The following is a 17,724-nucleotide window of genomic DNA, read 5'->3' as shown; positions in this document are numbered from 1 at the left end:
TTTAGCGGGCCTGAGCCTTAGTGCGACGGGTGCAGCGCATCCTTCAGGTACACACAGGTCAGGATCGTGAAGACGTAGGCCTGGACACCGGCCACGAGCACTTCGAGCCCGTAGATTGCCGTGATCGACAGAACCGCGAAGGGCGAGATGGCAGCGATCGCGGCGAAGCCTGCGAACACTTTGATCACCGCGTGACCGGCCATGATGTTGCCGCCCAGACGAATGGAGTGGCTGACCGGGCGCACGAAGTACGAGATGAGTTCGATGATCGCGAGGATCGGACGCAGCGCCAGCGGGGCAGATGCCACCCAGAACAGGCCGAGGAAGCCCACGCCGTTCTTGACGAAGCCCACGATGGTCACGGTGAGGAACACCGCCAGCGCGAGCACGGCCGTCACCGCGATGTGCGAGGTGGTCGCGAAGGACATCGGCAGCAGGCCAAGGTAGTTGGCGAACAGGATGAACATGAACAGCGACATAATGTAGGGGAAGAACTTGATCGCGTCCTTGCCCGCCACATCTTCGACCATCTTGTAGGTGAAGCCATATAGGATCTCGCCGATGGACTGCGTGCGGGTCGGCACGATGGCGCGGCCGCGTGAGCCGAAGACGAACAGGGCGACGATGGCCAGAACGGCCAGCGCCATCCAGAGCGTCACATTGGTGATGGTGTACCAGTGAACCGGATCCCCTGCATTCCCGAACAGGGGCTCCACGATGAACTGATCGAGCGGGTGGAACACCAGACCGCCGGTTTCTTCACCATGTGCTTCAGTCGCCACGAGCGTCGTCCTTGTCTTCAGCGGCTTTCGCCGCCTGTTTTTCCCCAAGCTCCCGGGCCGAGTTCAGCATCGTCTTGATGCCGGCTGCCAGCCCCAGCAGCGTGAATATCACCAGGAACAGTGGCAGGGTCCCGAAAAGGTAGTCCAGCCCGTATCCCATGCCGAAGCCGATCCCCAGACCGGCCACGAGTTCGATGACCATGCGCCAGGCGTGGTTCGCCATCGCGTAGTCCTTCTTCTGGTGCGGGCTATCCTCGGCCTTCGGCTTGCGCGCCGCGATCCGCTCCTCAAGCGCCTTCAGGCGGTCTTTCGGTAGATCGTCCAGCGGGTTCGCCACGGCGGAATTGCCCCTCAGAAGAGTTGAGGGAGTGCTAAGGTGGTGGGGCGCGTGAGTCAACCGGCGATAGCGCGAACATCATGTGGCGCAAGTATATGATAATATTTGCTAATTTTTGGGAGGCTGGTCAGCGAGATGCCGGCATCGGCGACGTGAGGCCCTCTTCTCCCCGCGCAAGCCATGTTCAACCGAAAGGTTGAGAAACGCCGAGATCGCGATCGTGCGAAAAGAAACCGGCTGTCGGTCGCGCGGCAACTTGCGCCCCGCAACGCGCTTGACCGATCCCGCAGCGCGGCCTAACGCAAACGGATGGATACGCCTCTCGACCTCACCTTCTCGGCGCTGGCCGATCCGACGCGCCGGGCGATCCTGACCATGCTCCTCGAGGACGACATGGCGGTGACGGATGTGGCCGATCCGTTCGAGATGTCACTCGCCGCCGTTTCCAAGCACCTGCGTATTCTCACCCGCGCCGGGCTTATCAGCCAGGAAAAACGCGGGCGGGTGACATGGTGCAAGCTGGAGCCCGATGCGCTCAAGGCGGCGAGCGTCTGGATGCAGGGGTTCGGACAGTTCGAACCCGTGAACCTCGACGATTTCGAGCGGTTTCTGGAAGCCACCCTCAAGGACTGATCGCAGACTCTTGATCGAGTGGCTTTGATACCCCAAAATTATCTGATTTTAGGGGATTGTCTGATGATTTCTGTTCGAATGCTTTTGTCGATGGGGGTCCTGGCCACTTTGGCTGGATGCATGGGGTCCGGACACGCGGGTGCCTATGTCGATGCATACGTCGATGCCGAACGCGCTTATCTCTACGCAACCGGCGATTTCCAGACGCCGAACGTGCCCAGCTCCGGGACAGCCCGGTATGAGGGGATCGCCGAAGTCAGTGCGGCCGACGAGAACCGAAACACGAAAGACATCTATATCGGACTTGCGACATACGGCGCAGCGTTCACGTCTACAGGAGGACGCATTTCCGTGGACGTGTCCGATTTCGTCGTGCTGGAGAACCTTGGCGTGAACGAAGATCCGGTCAACAGCAGCGTTTCATGTGGTGGGTATTGCATCGATGCGGACGCCGCACGCGTGAGGATCACCGCTGACCTGCGGCCGGCGAAATCGGTCTCCGGCCAGATCACCTTGGACGAGGCGCCTATGGAGAACGGGGTCTTCTACGCGATGGCCTCGGGATCGGTCGACCATGGCCAGGGCGGCGAAACAACCTTTGACGGGATCGTCCGGGGCAGCATCCTTGGCTCTTCCGGCCAGGTGGTCTCGGTGAACGACGTCTACGGCCACGACCTCGATCCGAACGTAGGGACCCAGTTCGCCGCGGCGCGGAACGGCGAAACCCTGACCGGACGGTTCAGGAGTATTGCAGTCGACCGCTGACCCGAACAGGGCGGCACCTCATCGAAGCCTGACGCTCGCAATCAGCCGGACGATCCGTTGCACCCTCTCGCAAAAAGCGGCACAGAGCACCCGTGAGATGGGGGCAGAGACATGGCCGAAATTCTGTTGCTGGTGGTCGCGGGGATGGCGGCGGGGATGCTGAACGCGGTGGCGGGCGGTGGCACCTTCCTGAGCTTTCCGGCGCTCATCTACATCGGTATCCCGCCGGTCATGGCGAACGCCACGGCAACGCTTGCGGCCATGCCGGGATACCTGAGCAGCGCCTATGCCTTTCGCGAGGATATCGCAGCCGAAGGTGCCCTGTCGTTGCGCGCCATCCTCGGGGTGTCCGCGCTCGGCAGCGTGCTCGGGGCGCTTTTGCTTATCGTGACGCCGGGCGAGACTTTTCTGGGTCTGGTTCCGTGGCTCCTGCTGATTGCGACGGTCCTGTTCGCGGCTGGACCATGGCTGCTCGCCACCCTGCGTGCGCGGGGCGGTCGAGACGCCGGGCCTGCCGTATCGGGGGCCGCGATACTGGCCGTGTCGATCTATGGCGGCTATTTCAACGGTGGCCTTGGGATCATGCTGCTGGCCGCCTTTGGCCTGATCGGTTTCGTGAACCTGCACGGGATGAATGGCCTGAAGGTCCTGCTTTCGGCGATTTTGTCGGTGATCTCGGCGGTGACGTTCGTCATCGCGGGGCTGATCGCTTGGAAGCCTGCGCTCATCATGATGGTCGCCACCGCAGCCGGCGGCTTCGTCGGAGCGCGCGTGAGCCGGGTCGTGCGCACCGATTACCTGAGGTATTTCGTGATCGCTGTGGGCGTCGTGATGACAGTGATCTTCTTCGCGCGCGCCTACGGGTAATGCTCGATTCCTGTGCAAACCCCGGAACATCGTCTGGGGCCTGCACGAAAACTCATCGTTCGAGACGGCGCGCCTCGCAGTTTCGAGCGTTCGCCACCGATTGCACCTCTTTTTGGGCGGTTTCCTTCATTCGTGGTCGCTATTTCACAGTTGGTGGTTAGGCTGCCATTGGGGGAACGGGATCAACGGTCGGAGGAATTGTTAGCTATTCCGATCATGGTGCGAACCTTTTTGCGCCCGACCCGGTCGAGAACCATTCAATCCGTGCAGCGGCATTCTCCCACGCATGGTCCAGATGACATTTGCCGTAATTCCGCGGTTTGCCCGAAAGGGGTACGAATGACTTCCACACCAATATCTTTGATCGCCATCGGCGCTGCGCTGGTAGCCATAAGTGGGTGCGACACCGTGGGCGGCCGCGCTGACGCGTTCGCCGACGCATACAACAAGGTCGCAGCCGACTTCGCGCTTGCGAATGTCAACAGCACGTTGCCCACCTCTGGCCAAGCCAGTTACTCGGGGCTCGCCATGGTTGCCGCGTCTGCGAACATGAACAACGATGTCTTCGACAGCTACGTCGGGACGTCTGAATTCACCGCGTCCTTCAACAATGCCGGAGGAAACATCTCGGGGAAGATGTCGGATTTCGCGGTGCGCGAAATGGTCGCCAACAACGACCCCGACGCAAAGCCCTTTTTCGACAGCCTGTCCCAACTCGATTCGACCACGACGACGCAGACCGCGGCAAGCATTGCGGCCTTCTTTTCCGAAGGCGAACTGGCGAATGGCGAGATCACGGTCGAAGAGACGGCGTTCGGCAACAACGGAGCTTTCACACCGAAGTTGCAAGGGGAGTTGCAGCACGGCACGACGACGCTCGTCGTTTCGGGCAACGGGAACGGCATATTGGGCGGCAATCAGGCCAACGTGGTCGCGGTCGTCGGAGGAACGGCTCTTCAGAACGGGTTTGCGATGACACGAAATGGCGTCAACGCTCTGGGACTTGCCGCCGCCATCGCCACAAAAGACTGACAACGGGACGGGCGTGGATAGGTATCCGCGCCCCTTGCGGCGTTCAGGCCGGCAACTCCGCGCTTGGGATGATCGGGAAAAAGGCACCCTGTGAGCGCAAGCCGAACCAGCGCTCGCCCTCATGCTCGGCATGTTCGCCGATGTCCACGAGCCGGTAGAAGCTCTTGCGGTCGATCAGCGCCTCGAGGTTGCGGCGGATGTTGATGTAGGGCGACGGTTCGCCCGTCTCGGGATCGCGCACCACTCGGATGGGGTGGTCGGGACCGGCCACCACCTCGTCCTCCACGTTCGTCACGAACCGGAGGCCGTCGCCTTCGCGCGTGAAGTCGACGGCCACGAAGGGGGCGTCATCCACGGTGATGCCGACTTTCTCGACGGGCGTGACGAGGAAATAGTCGTCGCCGTCCTTGCGGATGATCGAGGAGAAGAGCTTGACCAGCTCGTGCCGACCGATGGGGGTGCCGAGGTAGAACCACGTCCCGTCCCGCGCGATCCGCATGTCGAGGTCGCCGCAGAACTCCGGATTCCATTTGTCCACCGGGGGCATCCCGCCTTTCGCCGCCTTCTTGGCAGACGATGCGATGCTTTCGGCACTGATCCCGACCTGTCCGGTCTCGGTGGTTTTCGTCATTCCCGGGCCTCCCGTTTCGCCGTCCCAACCCCTACCACCGCGCCCGCGTTCCGTGAACCGTTGGCTGTGGAGGGTTGGAAAACTACGTTCGGGGCACTCTGCCGGTTCGCTCGCCGTGACGCCGACCGGAGGGGTGGACAGGCGAAAACCCGCCTCGCCATCGCGCGCGCCGCGCCTCTCAGTGCGGCGACACGCGGCTGTGATCAGGTTTTGTCGTATCTGTCATTTGCTTCCCCGGACCCCATGTCCTTTACTGATCGTGAAGAACAGATCGGAGACGTCTCATGGAAGACACGGAAAACCTGGTGGCGGAGATCGAAGCGCTCGGTGGCAAGCTGACCGAGGCGCGGGAGATGGTCGCGCGGCGCATCATCGGGCAGGAAACCGTTGTGGAACAGGTGATGGCGGCGATGCTGGCCGGTGGCCACGCGCTCCTGATCGGGCTTCCGGGGCTGGGCAAGACCCGGCTTGTCGAGACGCTTTCGACAGTTATGGGAATCAGTGGTGGACGCATCCAGTTCACGCCGGACCTGATGCCCGCGGACATTCTGGGCTCCGAAGTGCTGGAGGAGGCCGCCGACGGGGCGCGCAGTTTCCGGTTCATCCCCGGCCCTGTCTTCTGCCAGCTTCTTCTCGCTGACGAAATCAACCGTGCTTCTCCGCGCACGCAGTCCGCCCTGCTTCAGGCGATGCAGGAACGGGCCGTGACGGTCGCGGGGCATGAGCACAAGCTCGACCGCCCGTTCCACGTCCTCGCCACGCAGAACCCGCTGGAACAGGAGGGCACCTATCCGCTGCCCGAGGCGCAGCTCGACCGCTTCCTGTTGCAGGTCGACGTGGAATACCCCGACCGCGACGCCGAGCGTGACATCATCCTCGCCACCACCGGCGCGGACGAAGCCGAGGCCTCGGCCATCTTCAACACCGATGACCTGATCGCCGCGCAGGCGCTGCTGCGCCGGATGCCGGTGGGCGAAGGGATCGTCGAGATGATCCTCGACCTCGTGCGGGCCTGTCGGCCGGATGACGAAAGCGCCCCGGACACGGTGCGCGACGCGGTCGCCTGGGGGCCCGGCCCGCGGGCGGCGCAGGCGCTCATGCTGCTGACCCGGGCGCGCGCGCTCATGGACGGGCGGCTCGCCCCCGGTGCCGATGACGTCCGGGCGCTGGCCAAGCCGGTACTCATTCACCGCATGGCGCTTACCTATGCGGCGCGGGCGCGGGGCGATCAGCTTGGCGGGATCATCGACGGGGTGGTCGAAGGGTTGTCCCTCAGTGAGGCTGCCGCTTGACCTTGCCCCTGCGCCCAAGGGCCGAGGCGCTTGCCGCGCCGCTCCCACCCCTCCTCGCCGATGCCAGCAAGCTGGCGCGCGGCGTGATGCTGGGCGAGCACGGGCGCAAGCGGCCCGGCATGGGCGACGCCTTCTGGCAATATCGTACCGCGCAGCCCGGCGATCCGGCGCGCTCGATCGACTGGCGCCGGTCGGCCCGATCGGACGTGCATTTCGTGGCCGAGAAGGAATGGCAGGCGGCGCAATCGGTCGTCTTCTGGGTCGACCGGGGGCAGTCGATGCAGTTCACCTCGGACAAGAACACGCCGACAAAGTCCGACCGTGCCGCGCTCCTGTCGCTCGCGACCGCCGTGCTGCTCGTCCAGGCGGGCGAACGCGTGGGGCTCACCGACATGGGGATGCGCCCGATGCGGGGCGAGGTGCAGCTTGGCCGGGTGGCAGAGCGGTTGATGGACCGGGCCGAGGCAGATTACGCCGTGCCGGACCTGTCGATCCTGCCGCGCCATTCCCGCGCCGTGTTTGTATCTGACTTCATGGCCGATCCCGCGCCGATCGAAGCCGCGCTCGCCACCGCCGCCGACCGGGGCGTGACCGGGGTGCTGCTCCAAATTCTCGACCCGTCGGAAGAGGCGTTTCCCTTCGACGGGCGGACGGTGTTTCATTCGGTGGGCAATTCGCTCGAGTTCGAGACGCGTAAGGCCGGTGAGCTGCGCGACCGCTACCTCGACCGCCTCGCCCGCCGCAAGGAACGGCTCGGTGCTATGGCCGACCTGACCGGCTGGCGCTTTCACACCCATCACACCAATGACAGCCCCTCATCCGCGCTCCTGTGGATCTATGCCGCGCTGGAGGGCCGTGCCTGATGTTCACGCTCGGTCCCATCGGTTTCGTCACGCCCTGGCTGCTCGCGGCGCTTATTACGCTCCCTGTGCTCTGGTTGATCCTGCGCGCGATACCGCCTGCGCCGATCCGTCGCGCATTTCCGGGGGTCGCGCTGCTTCTGGGTCTCGAGGACGAAGACAGTGAGGCCGACCGAACGCCCTGGTGGCTCCTGCTTCTGAGGATGCTGGCCGTGGCCGCGATGATCCTTGGCTTTGCCGGACCGATCCTGAATCCCGAGCCGGTGGAGACCGGGTCGGGACCGCTCGTGGTTATGGTCGACGACAGTTTTGCAGCCGCCCCCGACTGGCGCGCGCGGCTGGATGCGGCGGACCGGCGGCTTGAGGCGGCAGCCTCGACAGGGCGGCGCGTGGCGGTCGTGGCGCTCAACGATCTGCCCGCGGACGGTGGCCTGCCGTTGCGCTCGGCGGCGGATGCGCAGGCGCGGCTCGACGGGCTGCTGCCCAAGGCCTGGCCGGTGAATCACGCCCCCGCGCTCGACTGGCTCGACACGGTCGAGGGCGGGTTCGACACGCTTTGGCTGTCGGACGGGCTGTCCGGGGACAGCCGCGCGGCCTTGGCCCGCGCGCTGCAATCGCGCGGCGGGCTGACCGTGATGGAGCCCCCTGCCCCGCGGATCGGACTGCAACCCGCGCGGATCGCGGACGGGATGGTGCGCATCTCGGCCACCCGGTCGAGCGGCGAAGCGCCGCAAGACATCGAGGTGACGGGCCAAGGCCCTGACCCTGCGGGCGTCGAACGCGAACTGGCCCGCGCCACGCTGACCTTCGAACAGGGCGCGACCGAGGCGGTGGCGGAGGTTTCCCTGCCGCCCGAACTTCGCAACCGGATCGCCCGCTTCGAGGTCGAGGGCATGCGCAGCGCGGGAACCGTGAGCCTTGCAGATGACACCCTGCGCCGCCGCAAGGTCGCGCTGCTGGGCGGCGACAGCGAAGAGGGCCTCGAACTGCTTTCCCCGCTCCACTACCTGCGCGAGGCTCTGGTGCCCACGGCGGATGTTATGGAGGGCACGCTGTCCGACATGATCGCGGCGAGCCCGGATGTGGTGATCCTTGCCGATGTTGCGGCCCTTGCGCCGACCGACAAGGAAATGCTCGAAGAATGGGTCGCCGAGGGCGGCTTGCTCCTGCGCTTTGCGGGGCCGCGTCTGGCCGCCGCCGATACAGGACGCACCGAGGAAGACCCGCTCCTACCCGTGCGGCTGCGCGTTGGCGGTCGGGACGTAGGTGGCGCAATGAGTTGGGGCGAGGCGCGTGCGTTGGCACCCTTCCCCGAGGACAGCCCGTTTTATGGCCTCGCAGTGCCCGAGGATGTCGAGGTGACGAGCCAGGTCCTCGCTGAGCCCGGCCCGCAGTTGTCGGATCGGACCATCGCCGCGCTGGTGGACGGCACACCGCTCGTCACACGCAAGACGCTGGCGGATGGGCAGGTGGTGTTGATCCATGTCTCTGCCAACGCCGAATGGTCGACCCTGCCCCTGTCCGGCTTGTTCGTGCAGATGCTCGAACGGCTGGCCGTCTCCACCCGCACCGGCGCGCCTGAGGCGGGCGAGTTGGAGGGCACGACATGGGTGCCCGAAACGCTGCTCGACGGCTTCGGCGCACTGGACGATGCAGGCGAGCGGCCCGGTGTGGCCGGCGAACGCCTGACCGGCACTCTGGGCCCGGACCTGCCCCCCGGTCTCTATGCCGACGAGGACCGCCGCGTGGCTGTCAACGTAATCGGCGAGGATACCGTCTTGCGCCCGGCACAATGGCCGGCGAGCGTCGTGCCGGAATGGCAAGGCGCGCGGGAGGAAACGGACCTGTCCGGTTGGCTTCTGATGCTCGCGCTCGCGGCGCTTGCGATTGATGTGATCGCGTCGCTTTTCCTGTCGGGGCGACTGACGGGTGCGCGGGGCAAGGCCGCGGCCTCGGCCGCCCTGATCGGCGTCGCGCTCCTGATCGCGCCGCAGCCGGCGCAGGCACAGGACGCGACCCCGGAGACGACGACGCAGGACGGCGGCAAGAGCGATGCCGCACTGCTCGCCGCCACCGCCGAGGTCACGCTGGCCTATGTGCGCACCGGCGATCCCGCGCTTGACGACGTTTCCGCTGCGGGCCTTCTGGGCCTCGGCCAGCAGCTCTTTTCCAGAACCTCCGTCGAGCCGGAAGTGCCGGTGGGCGTCGATCTGGAGACCGACGAGCTTGCCGTTTATCCACTGCTCTACTGGCCCGTGACCGAGGATCAGCCCGCCCCCTCGTCCGAGGCCTATGCCAAGCTCAACGCCTACCTGCGCGGTGGCGGCATGATCGTCTTCGACACGCGCGACGGCGATGTAGCTGGCTTTGGTTCGGGGGCCACGCCGGAGGGGTCACGCCTGCGCAGCCTCGCCCGCCCGCTCGACATCCCGCCGCTGGAACCGATCCCGAACGACCACGTTCTGACCCGTGCCTTCTACCTCCTCTCCGACTTCCCGGGCCGTTACTTCGGCCAGTCGGTCTGGGTTGAAGCCAGCCCGCCGGATGCGGAGCGCGCCGAAGGCATGCCGTTCCGTAACCTCAATGACGGAGTGACGCCAATCCTGATCGGCGGCAACGACTGGGCCTCGGCTTGGGCGGTGAACGAGAATGGCTCGCCGATGTTTCCGGTCGGGCGCGGCTTTGCAGGCGAACGGCAGCGCGAGATCGCCTATCGCTTCGGCGTGAACCTCGTGATGCATGTACTCACGGGCAACTACAAATCGGATCAGGTCCATGTGCCCGCGCTCCTCGAAAGGCTCGGACAATGAACGCCTCGTCCATCATCTTCGACCCGGCCTTCGACTGGCCCGTGATCTGGGGTGCCGGTGCGCTCATCGCCGCGATCCTGATCTTCGCCGTCTGGCGCGGGCTCAAGGGCTGGGCGCTGCGTATGCTCGGGGCTGCCGCGCTGCTCCTCGCGCTCGCGGGCCCGTCGCTCCAGATGGAGGATCGGGCGCCAGAAGGCGACATCCTGCTCGCCATTGTGGACGAAAGCGCTTCGCAGCGCCTGTCGGACCGCGCGGCGCAGACCGAGGCTGCTTTGGACAACCTGACCGCCCGGGTCGCGGGGGCCGAAGGGCTGGAACTGCGCGTCACGCGCATGGGCGACGGCGAGGACAACCGAGGCTCGCTTCTCATGACAACGCTGGCCGAGGCGCTGGCGGAAGTACCGCGTGACCGGGTGGCCGGCATGGTGCTCGTCTCCGACGGTCGTCTGCATGACCTCGAGGCCGCGCCGGACCTGCCTGCGCCGCTGCACCTGCTCCGGACCGGGCGCGAGGAGGACTGGGACCGGCGGCTGGTCGTCACCAACGCGCCCGCCTTCGGCATCCTCGACGAGGAACAGCAGATCGGGCTGCGGGTGGACGACATGGGTGACGCGCCGGACAGCGGTCTGGTGGAACTTACCATCTCCATCGACGGCGAGGAGCCGGAGGTGTTCGAGGTGCCGACGGGGCGCGAGCTGACCGTGCCGATCACGCTCACCCACGGCGGGCAGAACGTCATCCAGTTCACCACGCCCTCGGTCGAGGGCGAGTTGACCGACCGCAACAACACCGCCGTCGTCACGATGAACGGTGTGCGCGACCGGCTGCGAGTGCTGCTGGTCAGCGGCGAGCCGCATCCGGGCACCCGGACGTGGCGCAACCTTCTGAAGTCGGACTCCGCCGTGGACCTCGTTCACTTCACCATCCTGCGCCCCCCCGAAAAGCAGGACGGTGTGCCGGTGTCGGAGCTGTCGCTCATCGCCTTCCCCACGCAGGAGTTGTTCATGGAGAAGATCGACGAGTTCGATCTCATCATCTTCGATCGCTACAAGCTTCGCGGCATCCTGCCCGCAAGCTACCTGACCTCCGTGCGTGATTACATCGAGAGCGGCGGGGCGGTCCTCGTGGCCGCCGGCCCCGACCTCGCCTCGGCCCAGAGCCTTGCGCGGTCGCCGCTCGGGCAGGTTTTGCCGGGCGCGCCGACGGCTCGGGTGGTCGAAGAAGGGTTTTCGCCGCAGGTTTCGGAACTCGGGCAGCGTCATCCGGTCACACGGGGGCTTGAGGAGTTTGCACCCGAAGGCGGCTGGGGCCGCTGGATGCGCCTCGTCGAACTCGAGGAAACAGCCGGGATGACCGTCATGCAGGGGGTGGACGAGCTTCCGCTCCTGACGCTGGACCGGGTTGGCGAGGGGCGCGTGGCGCTTCTGGCGTCTGACCATGCGTGGCTATGGGACCGGGGGTTCGAGGGCGGCGGGCCGCAGCTCGAACTTCTCCGCCGGTTGGCCCACTGGATGATGAAGGAACCAGAGCTTGAGGAAGAGGCGCTGACCGCCGAGGCGGTGGGCAACCAGGTCACCATCACCCGGCGCACCATGAGCGAGGGCGAGCGGTCCGTGACCGTGACCCGCCCCGACGGCACCGAGGAGGAGATCACGATGGAGGAGGTCGCACCGGGGCTCTATCGCTCCGAATTCGCTTCCGCCCAGATCGGGCTCTTCCGGCTGGAGGAAGGCGAGGAGAGCGCGGTGGTCGCGGTCGGCCCCGCCTCGCCCAAGGAATTCGAGGAAACCATCGCCTCCGGTGATCCTCTTGAGCCGGTGATGGACCCGATGCGCGGCGGCACCGCCGTGATCGAAGAGGGCAACCCGGGCCTGCGCGCCGTAAACGAAGGCCGGGCGGCCATCGGGCGCGGCTGGATCGGCTACACCCCGCGTGGGGCCTATGTGGTCGAGGCGCTGCGCGTCGTTCCCCTCGCGCCGCCGTGGCTCATGCTGCTCATCGCGGCAGGGCTCGCGGTCGCCGCCTGGCTCTGGGAAGGGCGCGGGCGGACGCGCAAGGCGGCCTGAGCTCAGGCGCCGTGGCTGCGGTCGTAGCCGTTGGGCGCCGGCGGGGTCCAACCTTGCAAGGCTGACTGCTCGGGCGTGAAGACCTCCACCAGCAGCGGATGACAGGCCGCCGTGTCCGAGGAATGTTCAGCCGAGCAATCGCCGCCCGGGCAGGCCGAGAGTGCGCCGAGCAGGTCGATCTCCGCAAAAAACTCGAGGTAGTCGCCCGGGCGCACCGGCGAGGCCTTCATGAAATACTGACCCGTGTCGCGGGTGAACCCGGTGCACATGAAGACGTTAAGCACGTCGTGCACATGCGGCTCTGCCTCGGCCGGCGTGCCCCCAAGGTGGTCGGCCAGCGCGCGTGTGAGGTTCGAATGACAGCAGTGGTGATACTGTCCGCCTGACAGCAGGTTGTGCGTGTAGGGGTCGCAGCGCGTTCCGATCACGTCATGGACCGAGCCACCAAAGCCGTCGATCCCGTACCAGTCGAGCGTATCGGCCACGATGGTCGCCATCGGACGCATGCCAGGGAAAGAGGACCACATCCGCTCGCCCGTGGTCAGATGCGTGCCGTGCAGCGCGCGGGTCTTGCCGGAATAGAAGCGTTCCGACAGGTCGGCCGCGTTCCACAGGTTCAGATCGCCCACCTGCGGCCCTTCGACTGATGTGATGCGGAAGAACGATCCGGCGGGGGCCGAGAATGTCGCTGCGTCGCGCGGAGGCACGATGACCTCGGCGGTCTTGCGGGCCGTCGCCCGCGCGGACGCATAGAGCGAGAGGTCGGGTTTAGGGAGGGTTTCAACGGGGTAGCAGACGACCGGCGCGATGGAGCGGCGGGCTTGGGCGTCTTCGGGCGGCTGGTTCATGTCGGATGTCCTAGCAGGTCCGCGTGATCCGCAAAAGTGCGCGGTTCTGATCCATGTCGAAGCGGGGTGCAGGCCCATGTGAGATACTTCTGTCGCCAAGATTGGGGAGGCAGATATGAAACACGCACTGGCGACACTTGTCGCATCCACGTTCCTCGCATCATGCACGATGCCCGTGACACATCCCGACTTCACCGGGTTACCGACGGGCGTGACACCTGAGAGCTTCACCTGCTGCGCCGATCCCGAACGGATGCCGCGCTGGTTCGCGGATGCCGCCAAGGCCGTTTCGGAGTCGCTGGAGCCTATGTTTGGAGCCGACGATGCCTCGGGCCTGCTCGCCCCGCATCCAAAGGCCGCCGTGCGGCTGGCCGGTCAGGCGCAGCCGCTCGACCTGTTCGTTTTCTCTTCCAAGACGCAGTTCTCCTCGCGCCTGCTCCCCGGCTGGTTCACGCACAGCGCGATCTACCTCGGCACGGAGGCGCAGTTGCGCGCGGCCGGTTGGTGGTTCGATCCGGCGATCCGGCCCTATCATGCCGATATCCGGGCCGGGCGAACGGTCGTTCAGGCCTCTTCCGGGTCGGTCAATATCGACTCGCTCCCGCATGTCATGGGCAAGAAGGACGCCGCCGCGTTGCTTCGCCCGCAGGTCTCGCCCGCATTGAAACGCGAGGTTCTGGCGCGGGCGCTCACGCTCGTCGGGCGCAAGTTCGACTATGAATACGACGGGTCCAACTGCGACTGCATCGCGTGCAGCGAGCTCGTGTTCCGGTCATTTCCCGAACTTGAATTCCCGGTGCGCGAAATCCACGGTGTCGCATCACTTCTGCCCGACGACATCGCCGCAAAGGCAATCCGCGGCGACCGCCTCAGACTACTGGATTACGTTAGGGCGGACGACAGCAGCTGGAGTGCGGCGGGGGTCACGGGCGCGATGTCGGACGTGGCGGCCTTCTGGGGTCCGATGCCGGACACTGCGCAGACTAAGGTGGTGGGGTCAGACGTATTGGGCACCTGCCCGACCTCCGGTTGACGCGGCGCAGAGGGGAGCGCAAAGTCAACCATCCAGTCGGCTATTGTTCCGCATTGCAAACGAGTGTTTCGCATTGTTGACCTCGTCGTGGTGCTGGACTACGCTCGTCTCTACGGCCCAGTGTGGTCGAGGGAGGATCAATGGACCGGATTCACGAACTCACCCGGGGGCACCCGGCGGGCGACCTTGCGGTGATCGACCACGACGGCGCACGCTACAGCTTTGGCGACCTCGACGGAATGGTGCGCGACCTCGTTGCCACCCTGTATCAGGCCGGGCTGCGCGCCGGTGACCGACTGATGATCGTGTCGGAAAATTCGGCCAGTTTCGCTGTCGCCGTCCTCGCCGCGAGTCGCATTGGTGCCTGGGTCATGCCGGTCAACGCACGGATGTCGCATGACGAGCTGGACGCGCTGAAGGACCACGCCGGTGCGCGGTTCGCGATCTTCACGGGCGAAGCGTCGGCCCCGGCCCGCGAACACGCCGACCGGCTGGGCGCCACGTCGCGCGGTCGGCTGGCCTGCGGCGATATTCTGCTCGCCGGTCCGCTCGACACTCCGGGCTGCGAGCCGGAACCTCAGGACGCGACGCGAGAGGGCGTCGCGGCACTGATCTATACAACCGGGACGACTTCGGCCCCCAAGGGCGTAATGCTCACCCACGGAAACCTGATCTGGAACGCCGAAGTCTCGGCCAGACTGCGCCATATGGCGCCGGGCGACGATGTGGTCGGAGTCCTGCCCTGCACGCATATCTTCGGCTTCGCGTCGGTCCTGCTGGCGTCGCTCGCCGGGGGCAGCGCGATCCGTTTCCTGCCCCGCTTCTCGCCCGAGGCCGTGCTGGACGCCTTCGCCGCCGGGGGCAGCGTCATGCCCGCCGTGCCGCAGATGTACCAGGCGATCCTGGCGGAACTGGCCCGGCGCGGCACGCCTCCGGATGCGCCGCGCCTGCGCTACATCTCGTCGGGCGGCGCGCCGCTCGACCCGGAGTGGAAAGAGAAGATCGAGGCGACCTTCGGCATTCCGCTTCAGAACGGCTACGGGCTGACCGAAACGTCACCCGGCGTCTCGGGCACGCGGCTCGACAATCCGCGCAACGATACCTCCGTGGGCCAGATCCTCGATGAGGTCGAATGCCTGATCGACGAGCCGGACGACCAGGGCGTCGGTGAACTCCTGATCCGTGGCCCGAACATCATGAAGGGCTACTACCGCAACCCCGAGGCCACGGCGCAAGCGATCCGTCCGGACGGTTATTTCCGCTCCGGCGATTTTGCAAAAATCGACCCGGATGAAACGCTGTGGATCATGGGGCGCAAGAAAGAGCTTATCATCCGCTCCGGTTTCAACGTCTATCCGCCCGAGGTGGAGGCGATGCTGACGCGCCACCCGGATGTGCTCCAGACCGCCGTGGTCGGTCGACAGGTGCCGGGGAACGAGGAAATTCTCGCCTTCGTCACCACCCGCCCCGGCGTGACCGAAGCCGACCTCAAGACGTTCCTTCACGAGCGCCTTGTGAGCTACAAGATCCCACAGCACATATTCATCATCGACAGGTTCCCTGCCGCCGCGACCGGCAAGATCCTGAAGCACAAACTGACCGAGACCTTCGCCGAGCAGCTTACCGAGCGCGACGCGGCCGTCTCCTGACCGAACGAAGGACCAAACACGCATGAGCGAAACGCGCGCAATCAACGATGTCATCAGCCTCGAGACCGTGGGCAAGGTGGGGCTGGTCTGCATCGACAACCCGCCGGTCAACGCCTCGTCGCAGGCCGTGCGGCAGGGTCTGCTCGATGCCGTGGCGGCGGCCAACGACGACGACGCCATCGAGGTCATCGCGATCTATGCCGCAGGGCGGACCTTCGTCGCGGGGGCTGACATCAAGGAATTCGGCAAGCCGCCGCTCCAGCCCTCGCTCCCCGACACGATCAACGCGATCGAGGCGAGCGCGAAGCCGGTGATTTCGGCCCCGCATGGCACCGCGCTGGGTGGTGGGCTGGAAATCTGCATGGGCACCCATGCCCGCGTGGGTGTGAAGGGGCTGCGGGTCGGTCTGCCGGAAATCAACCTCGGCCTTCTGCCCGGTGCTGGTGGCACGCAGCGCGGTCCGCGTCTCATGGGCATGGAGCATACGCTGGACATGGCGCTGTCGGGACGCATGGTCACGGGCGAAGAAGCGCTCGGCTGGGGCCTGATCGACAGGCTGGAGGACGGCGCGCCCCGTGACGTGGCGCTGTCGGCTGCCGAGGCCGTGCTGGACGGCACGCTCCCGACCCGGCGCACCGGAGAGCTTCCGGTCGAGGTGGACGACGCCGCGCTGGATGCCGCGCGCAAGATGGTCGAAAAGAAAATGCCCAACCTCGCCTCTGCGCCGAAGTGTATCGAGGCGGTGGAGCGCGCTACGGGCAGCGTGGAAGACGGCATGAAGTTCGAGCGCGAGTGTTTCATGTCGCTTCTGAAACACCCATCCTCCGAAGGGATGCGCCACGCATTCTTCGCCGAACGGGCCGTGTCCAAGATTCCCGAAGCAAATGCGACCCCGCGCGAGATCAGGAAGATCGGCGTGATCGGCGGGGGCACGATGGGATCGGGGATCGCGACCGCAGCGCTGACCTCCGGCTTCGCCGTGCGGCTGATCGAAGTGGCGCAGGACGGGCTGGACCGTGGCGTGGGTGCGATCACCAAGAACCTCGACGGTGCGGTGAAGCGCGGCAAGATGGCTGCCGACAAGCGCGACGCCGCCATGGCACGGTTGGAGCCCTCGCTCAACATGGAGGATCTTGCAGACGTCGACCTCGTGATCGAGGCCGTGTTCGAGGACATGGGCGTGAAGAAGGACATCTTCGGCCAGCTCGACAAGATCTGCAAAGCGGGCGCCGTGCTCGCCTCCAACACCTCATACCTCGACATCAACGAGATCGCTTCCGCCACGTCCCGGCCCGAGGACGTGATCGGCCTCCACTTCTTCTCGCCCGCCAACATCATGCGCTTGCTGGAGGTCGTGGTCGCCGACAAGACCGCGCCCGAGGTGGTCGCGACCGGTTTTGCGCTGGCCAAGAAGATGAAGAAGATCGGCGTGCGGGCGGGCGTCTGTGACGGATTCATCGGCAACCGTATCCTCGCCTACTACGGCAAGACTGCCGGCTACCTTGTCGAGGACGGGGCCAGCCCGCAACAGGTGGACCAGGCGCTCGAGAATTTCGGTTTCGCGATGGGTCCGTTCAAGGTGGGCGACCTTGCCGGTCTCGACATCGGCTGGGCCAACCGCAAGCGTATGGCGCCCAACCGTCCGAACGCGGAACGCTATGTGCGTATCCACGACAAGATCTGCGAAGAGGGCATGTTCGGCCGCAAGACCGGCCAGGGCTTTTACATCTACGACGATAACGGCATCCGCCCGAACCCCCGCACGCTCGAGATCATCGATGAAGAACGCGCGGCCAAGGGGATCACGCCCAAGCGCTTCACCGATGAAGAGATCGTGGAACGCTACATGACCGCGATGATCTCGGAGGCCGCCCGCGTGGTCGAGGACGGGATTGCGCTGCGGCCCATCGACGTGGATGCCGTGTTCCTCTTCGGCTACGGCTTTCCGCGCTTCCGGGGCGGGCCGCTGCACTACGCCGACACGATCGGGGCAAAGGAATTGGTCGCCCGGATTGAACGGTTCGCCGAGGACGATTCGTATTACTGGAACGTGCCCGACATCCTGCGACGCATGGCCGCCGATGGCACGACGTTCGCCGATCTGAACAAGGAGAGCTGA

Annotated in this window: 15 protein-coding genes; 11 read left to right on the top strand and 4 right to left on the bottom strand. The window is 65.7% G+C overall.

Features of this window, described 5'->3' with window-relative positions; translation table 11 throughout:
• Positions 1–17: 17 nt before the first annotated feature.
• Both B2585_RS14590 and B2585_RS14585 read right to left on the bottom strand, forming a co-directional pair.
• Positions 18–782 carry a F0F1 ATP synthase subunit A gene (locus B2585_RS14590; protein ID WP_292024575.1) on the bottom strand — a complete coding sequence of 255 codons (765 nt, stop codon included), beginning with the start codon at positions 780–782 and terminating at the stop codon, positions 18–20.
• Positions 772–1,119, bottom strand: a complete 348-nt coding sequence (locus tag B2585_RS14585; RefSeq protein ID WP_292024573.1) for an AtpZ/AtpI family protein — start codon at positions 1,117–1,119, stop codon at positions 772–774. The genes B2585_RS14590 and B2585_RS14585 overlap by 11 nt, the downstream gene beginning before the upstream one ends.
• 309 nt (positions 1,120–1,428) lie before the next feature.
• Between B2585_RS14585 and B2585_RS14580 the strand changes: the two genes are divergently transcribed.
• The 4 genes from B2585_RS14580 (at position 1,429) to B2585_RS14565 (ending at position 4,416) form a co-directional block, all read left to right on the top strand.
• Entirely contained in the window at positions 1,429–1,752 is a 324-nt protein-coding gene (locus B2585_RS14580) for an ArsR/SmtB family transcription factor (RefSeq protein WP_292024571.1), read from the top strand.
• Between the two features lie 18 nt (positions 1,753–1,770).
• Positions 1,771–2,517 (top strand): hypothetical protein, encoded by a 747-nt coding sequence (locus tag B2585_RS14575; RefSeq protein ID WP_292024570.1) that lies wholly within the window; start codon positions 1,771–1,773, stop codon positions 2,515–2,517.
• A gap of 111 nt (positions 2,518–2,628) precedes the next feature.
• A complete protein-coding gene (locus tag B2585_RS14570; protein WP_292024568.1) occupies positions 2,629–3,384 on the top strand; it encodes a sulfite exporter TauE/SafE family protein in 756 nt (251 codons plus the stop codon).
• Positions 3,385–3,744: 360 nt separating this feature from the next.
• Complete coding sequence (locus tag B2585_RS14565) at positions 3,745–4,416, top strand: hypothetical protein (RefSeq protein WP_292024565.1); 672 nt, start codon at positions 3,745–3,747, stop codon at positions 4,414–4,416.
• A 43-nt stretch (positions 4,417–4,459) separates the two neighbouring features.
• On the opposite strand, the gene B2585_RS14560 is transcribed toward B2585_RS14565, so the two are convergent.
• Entirely contained in the window at positions 4,460–5,047 is a 588-nt protein-coding gene (locus B2585_RS14560; protein WP_292024563.1) for a DUF1285 domain-containing protein, read from the bottom strand.
• A gap of 284 nt (positions 5,048–5,331) precedes the next feature.
• Between B2585_RS14560 and B2585_RS14555 the strand changes: the two genes are divergently transcribed.
• From B2585_RS14555 to B2585_RS14540, 4 genes are read left to right on the top strand one after another with little or no spacing between them, the layout of a single operon-like run.
• Entirely contained in the window at positions 5,332–6,339 is a 1,008-nt protein-coding gene (locus B2585_RS14555) for an AAA family ATPase (RefSeq protein ID WP_292024542.1), read from the top strand.
• Complete coding sequence (locus tag B2585_RS14550; protein WP_292024541.1) at positions 6,336–7,202, top strand: DUF58 domain-containing protein; 867 nt, start codon at positions 6,336–6,338, stop codon at positions 7,200–7,202. The genes B2585_RS14555 and B2585_RS14550 overlap by 4 nt, the downstream gene beginning before the upstream one ends.
• Entirely contained in the window at positions 7,202–10,009 is a 2,808-nt protein-coding gene (locus tag B2585_RS14545; RefSeq protein ID WP_292024539.1) for a DUF4159 domain-containing protein, read from the top strand. The genes B2585_RS14550 and B2585_RS14545 overlap by 1 nt, the downstream gene beginning before the upstream one ends.
• Positions 10,006–12,075 (top strand): DUF7408 domain-containing protein, encoded by a 2,070-nt coding sequence (locus B2585_RS14540; protein ID WP_292024537.1) that lies wholly within the window; start codon positions 10,006–10,008, stop codon positions 12,073–12,075. Before B2585_RS14545 ends, B2585_RS14540 begins: the two co-directional genes overlap by 4 nt.
• A gap of 2 nt (positions 12,076–12,077) precedes the next feature.
• Here B2585_RS14540 and B2585_RS14535 read toward each other — a convergent pair whose 3' ends face one another.
• The gene (locus tag B2585_RS14535) at positions 12,078–12,923 is read right to left on the bottom strand and encodes an urea carboxylase-associated family protein (protein WP_292024535.1); all 846 of its coding nucleotides are present in this window, start codon (positions 12,921–12,923) and stop codon (positions 12,078–12,080) included.
• Between the two features lie 115 nt (positions 12,924–13,038).
• Between B2585_RS14535 and B2585_RS14530 the strand changes: the two genes are divergently transcribed.
• The 3 genes from B2585_RS14530 to B2585_RS14520 all read left to right on the top strand — a co-directional run bounded on the left by B2585_RS14530 (position 13,039) and on the right by B2585_RS14520 (position 17,724).
• A complete protein-coding gene (locus tag B2585_RS14530) occupies positions 13,039–13,956 on the top strand; it encodes a YiiX/YebB-like N1pC/P60 family cysteine hydrolase (RefSeq protein WP_292024533.1) in 918 nt (305 codons plus the stop codon).
• Positions 13,957–14,096: 140 nt separating this feature from the next.
• Positions 14,097–15,605, top strand: a complete 1,509-nt coding sequence (locus B2585_RS14525; RefSeq protein ID WP_292024531.1) for a class I adenylate-forming enzyme family protein — start codon at positions 14,097–14,099, stop codon at positions 15,603–15,605.
• Positions 15,606–15,627: 22 nt separating this feature from the next.
• Complete coding sequence (locus tag B2585_RS14520) at positions 15,628–17,724, top strand: 3-hydroxyacyl-CoA dehydrogenase NAD-binding domain-containing protein (RefSeq protein ID WP_292024530.1); 2,097 nt, start codon at positions 15,628–15,630, stop codon at positions 17,722–17,724.

This window comes from Maritimibacter sp. UBA3975 (genome assembly GCF_002384975.1).
Lineage (GTDB): Bacteria > Pseudomonadota > Alphaproteobacteria > Rhodobacterales > Rhodobacteraceae > Maritimibacter.
The sequence above is the reverse complement of the archived record's forward strand: the minus strand, read 5'-3'. Positions and strand labels throughout refer to the sequence as shown.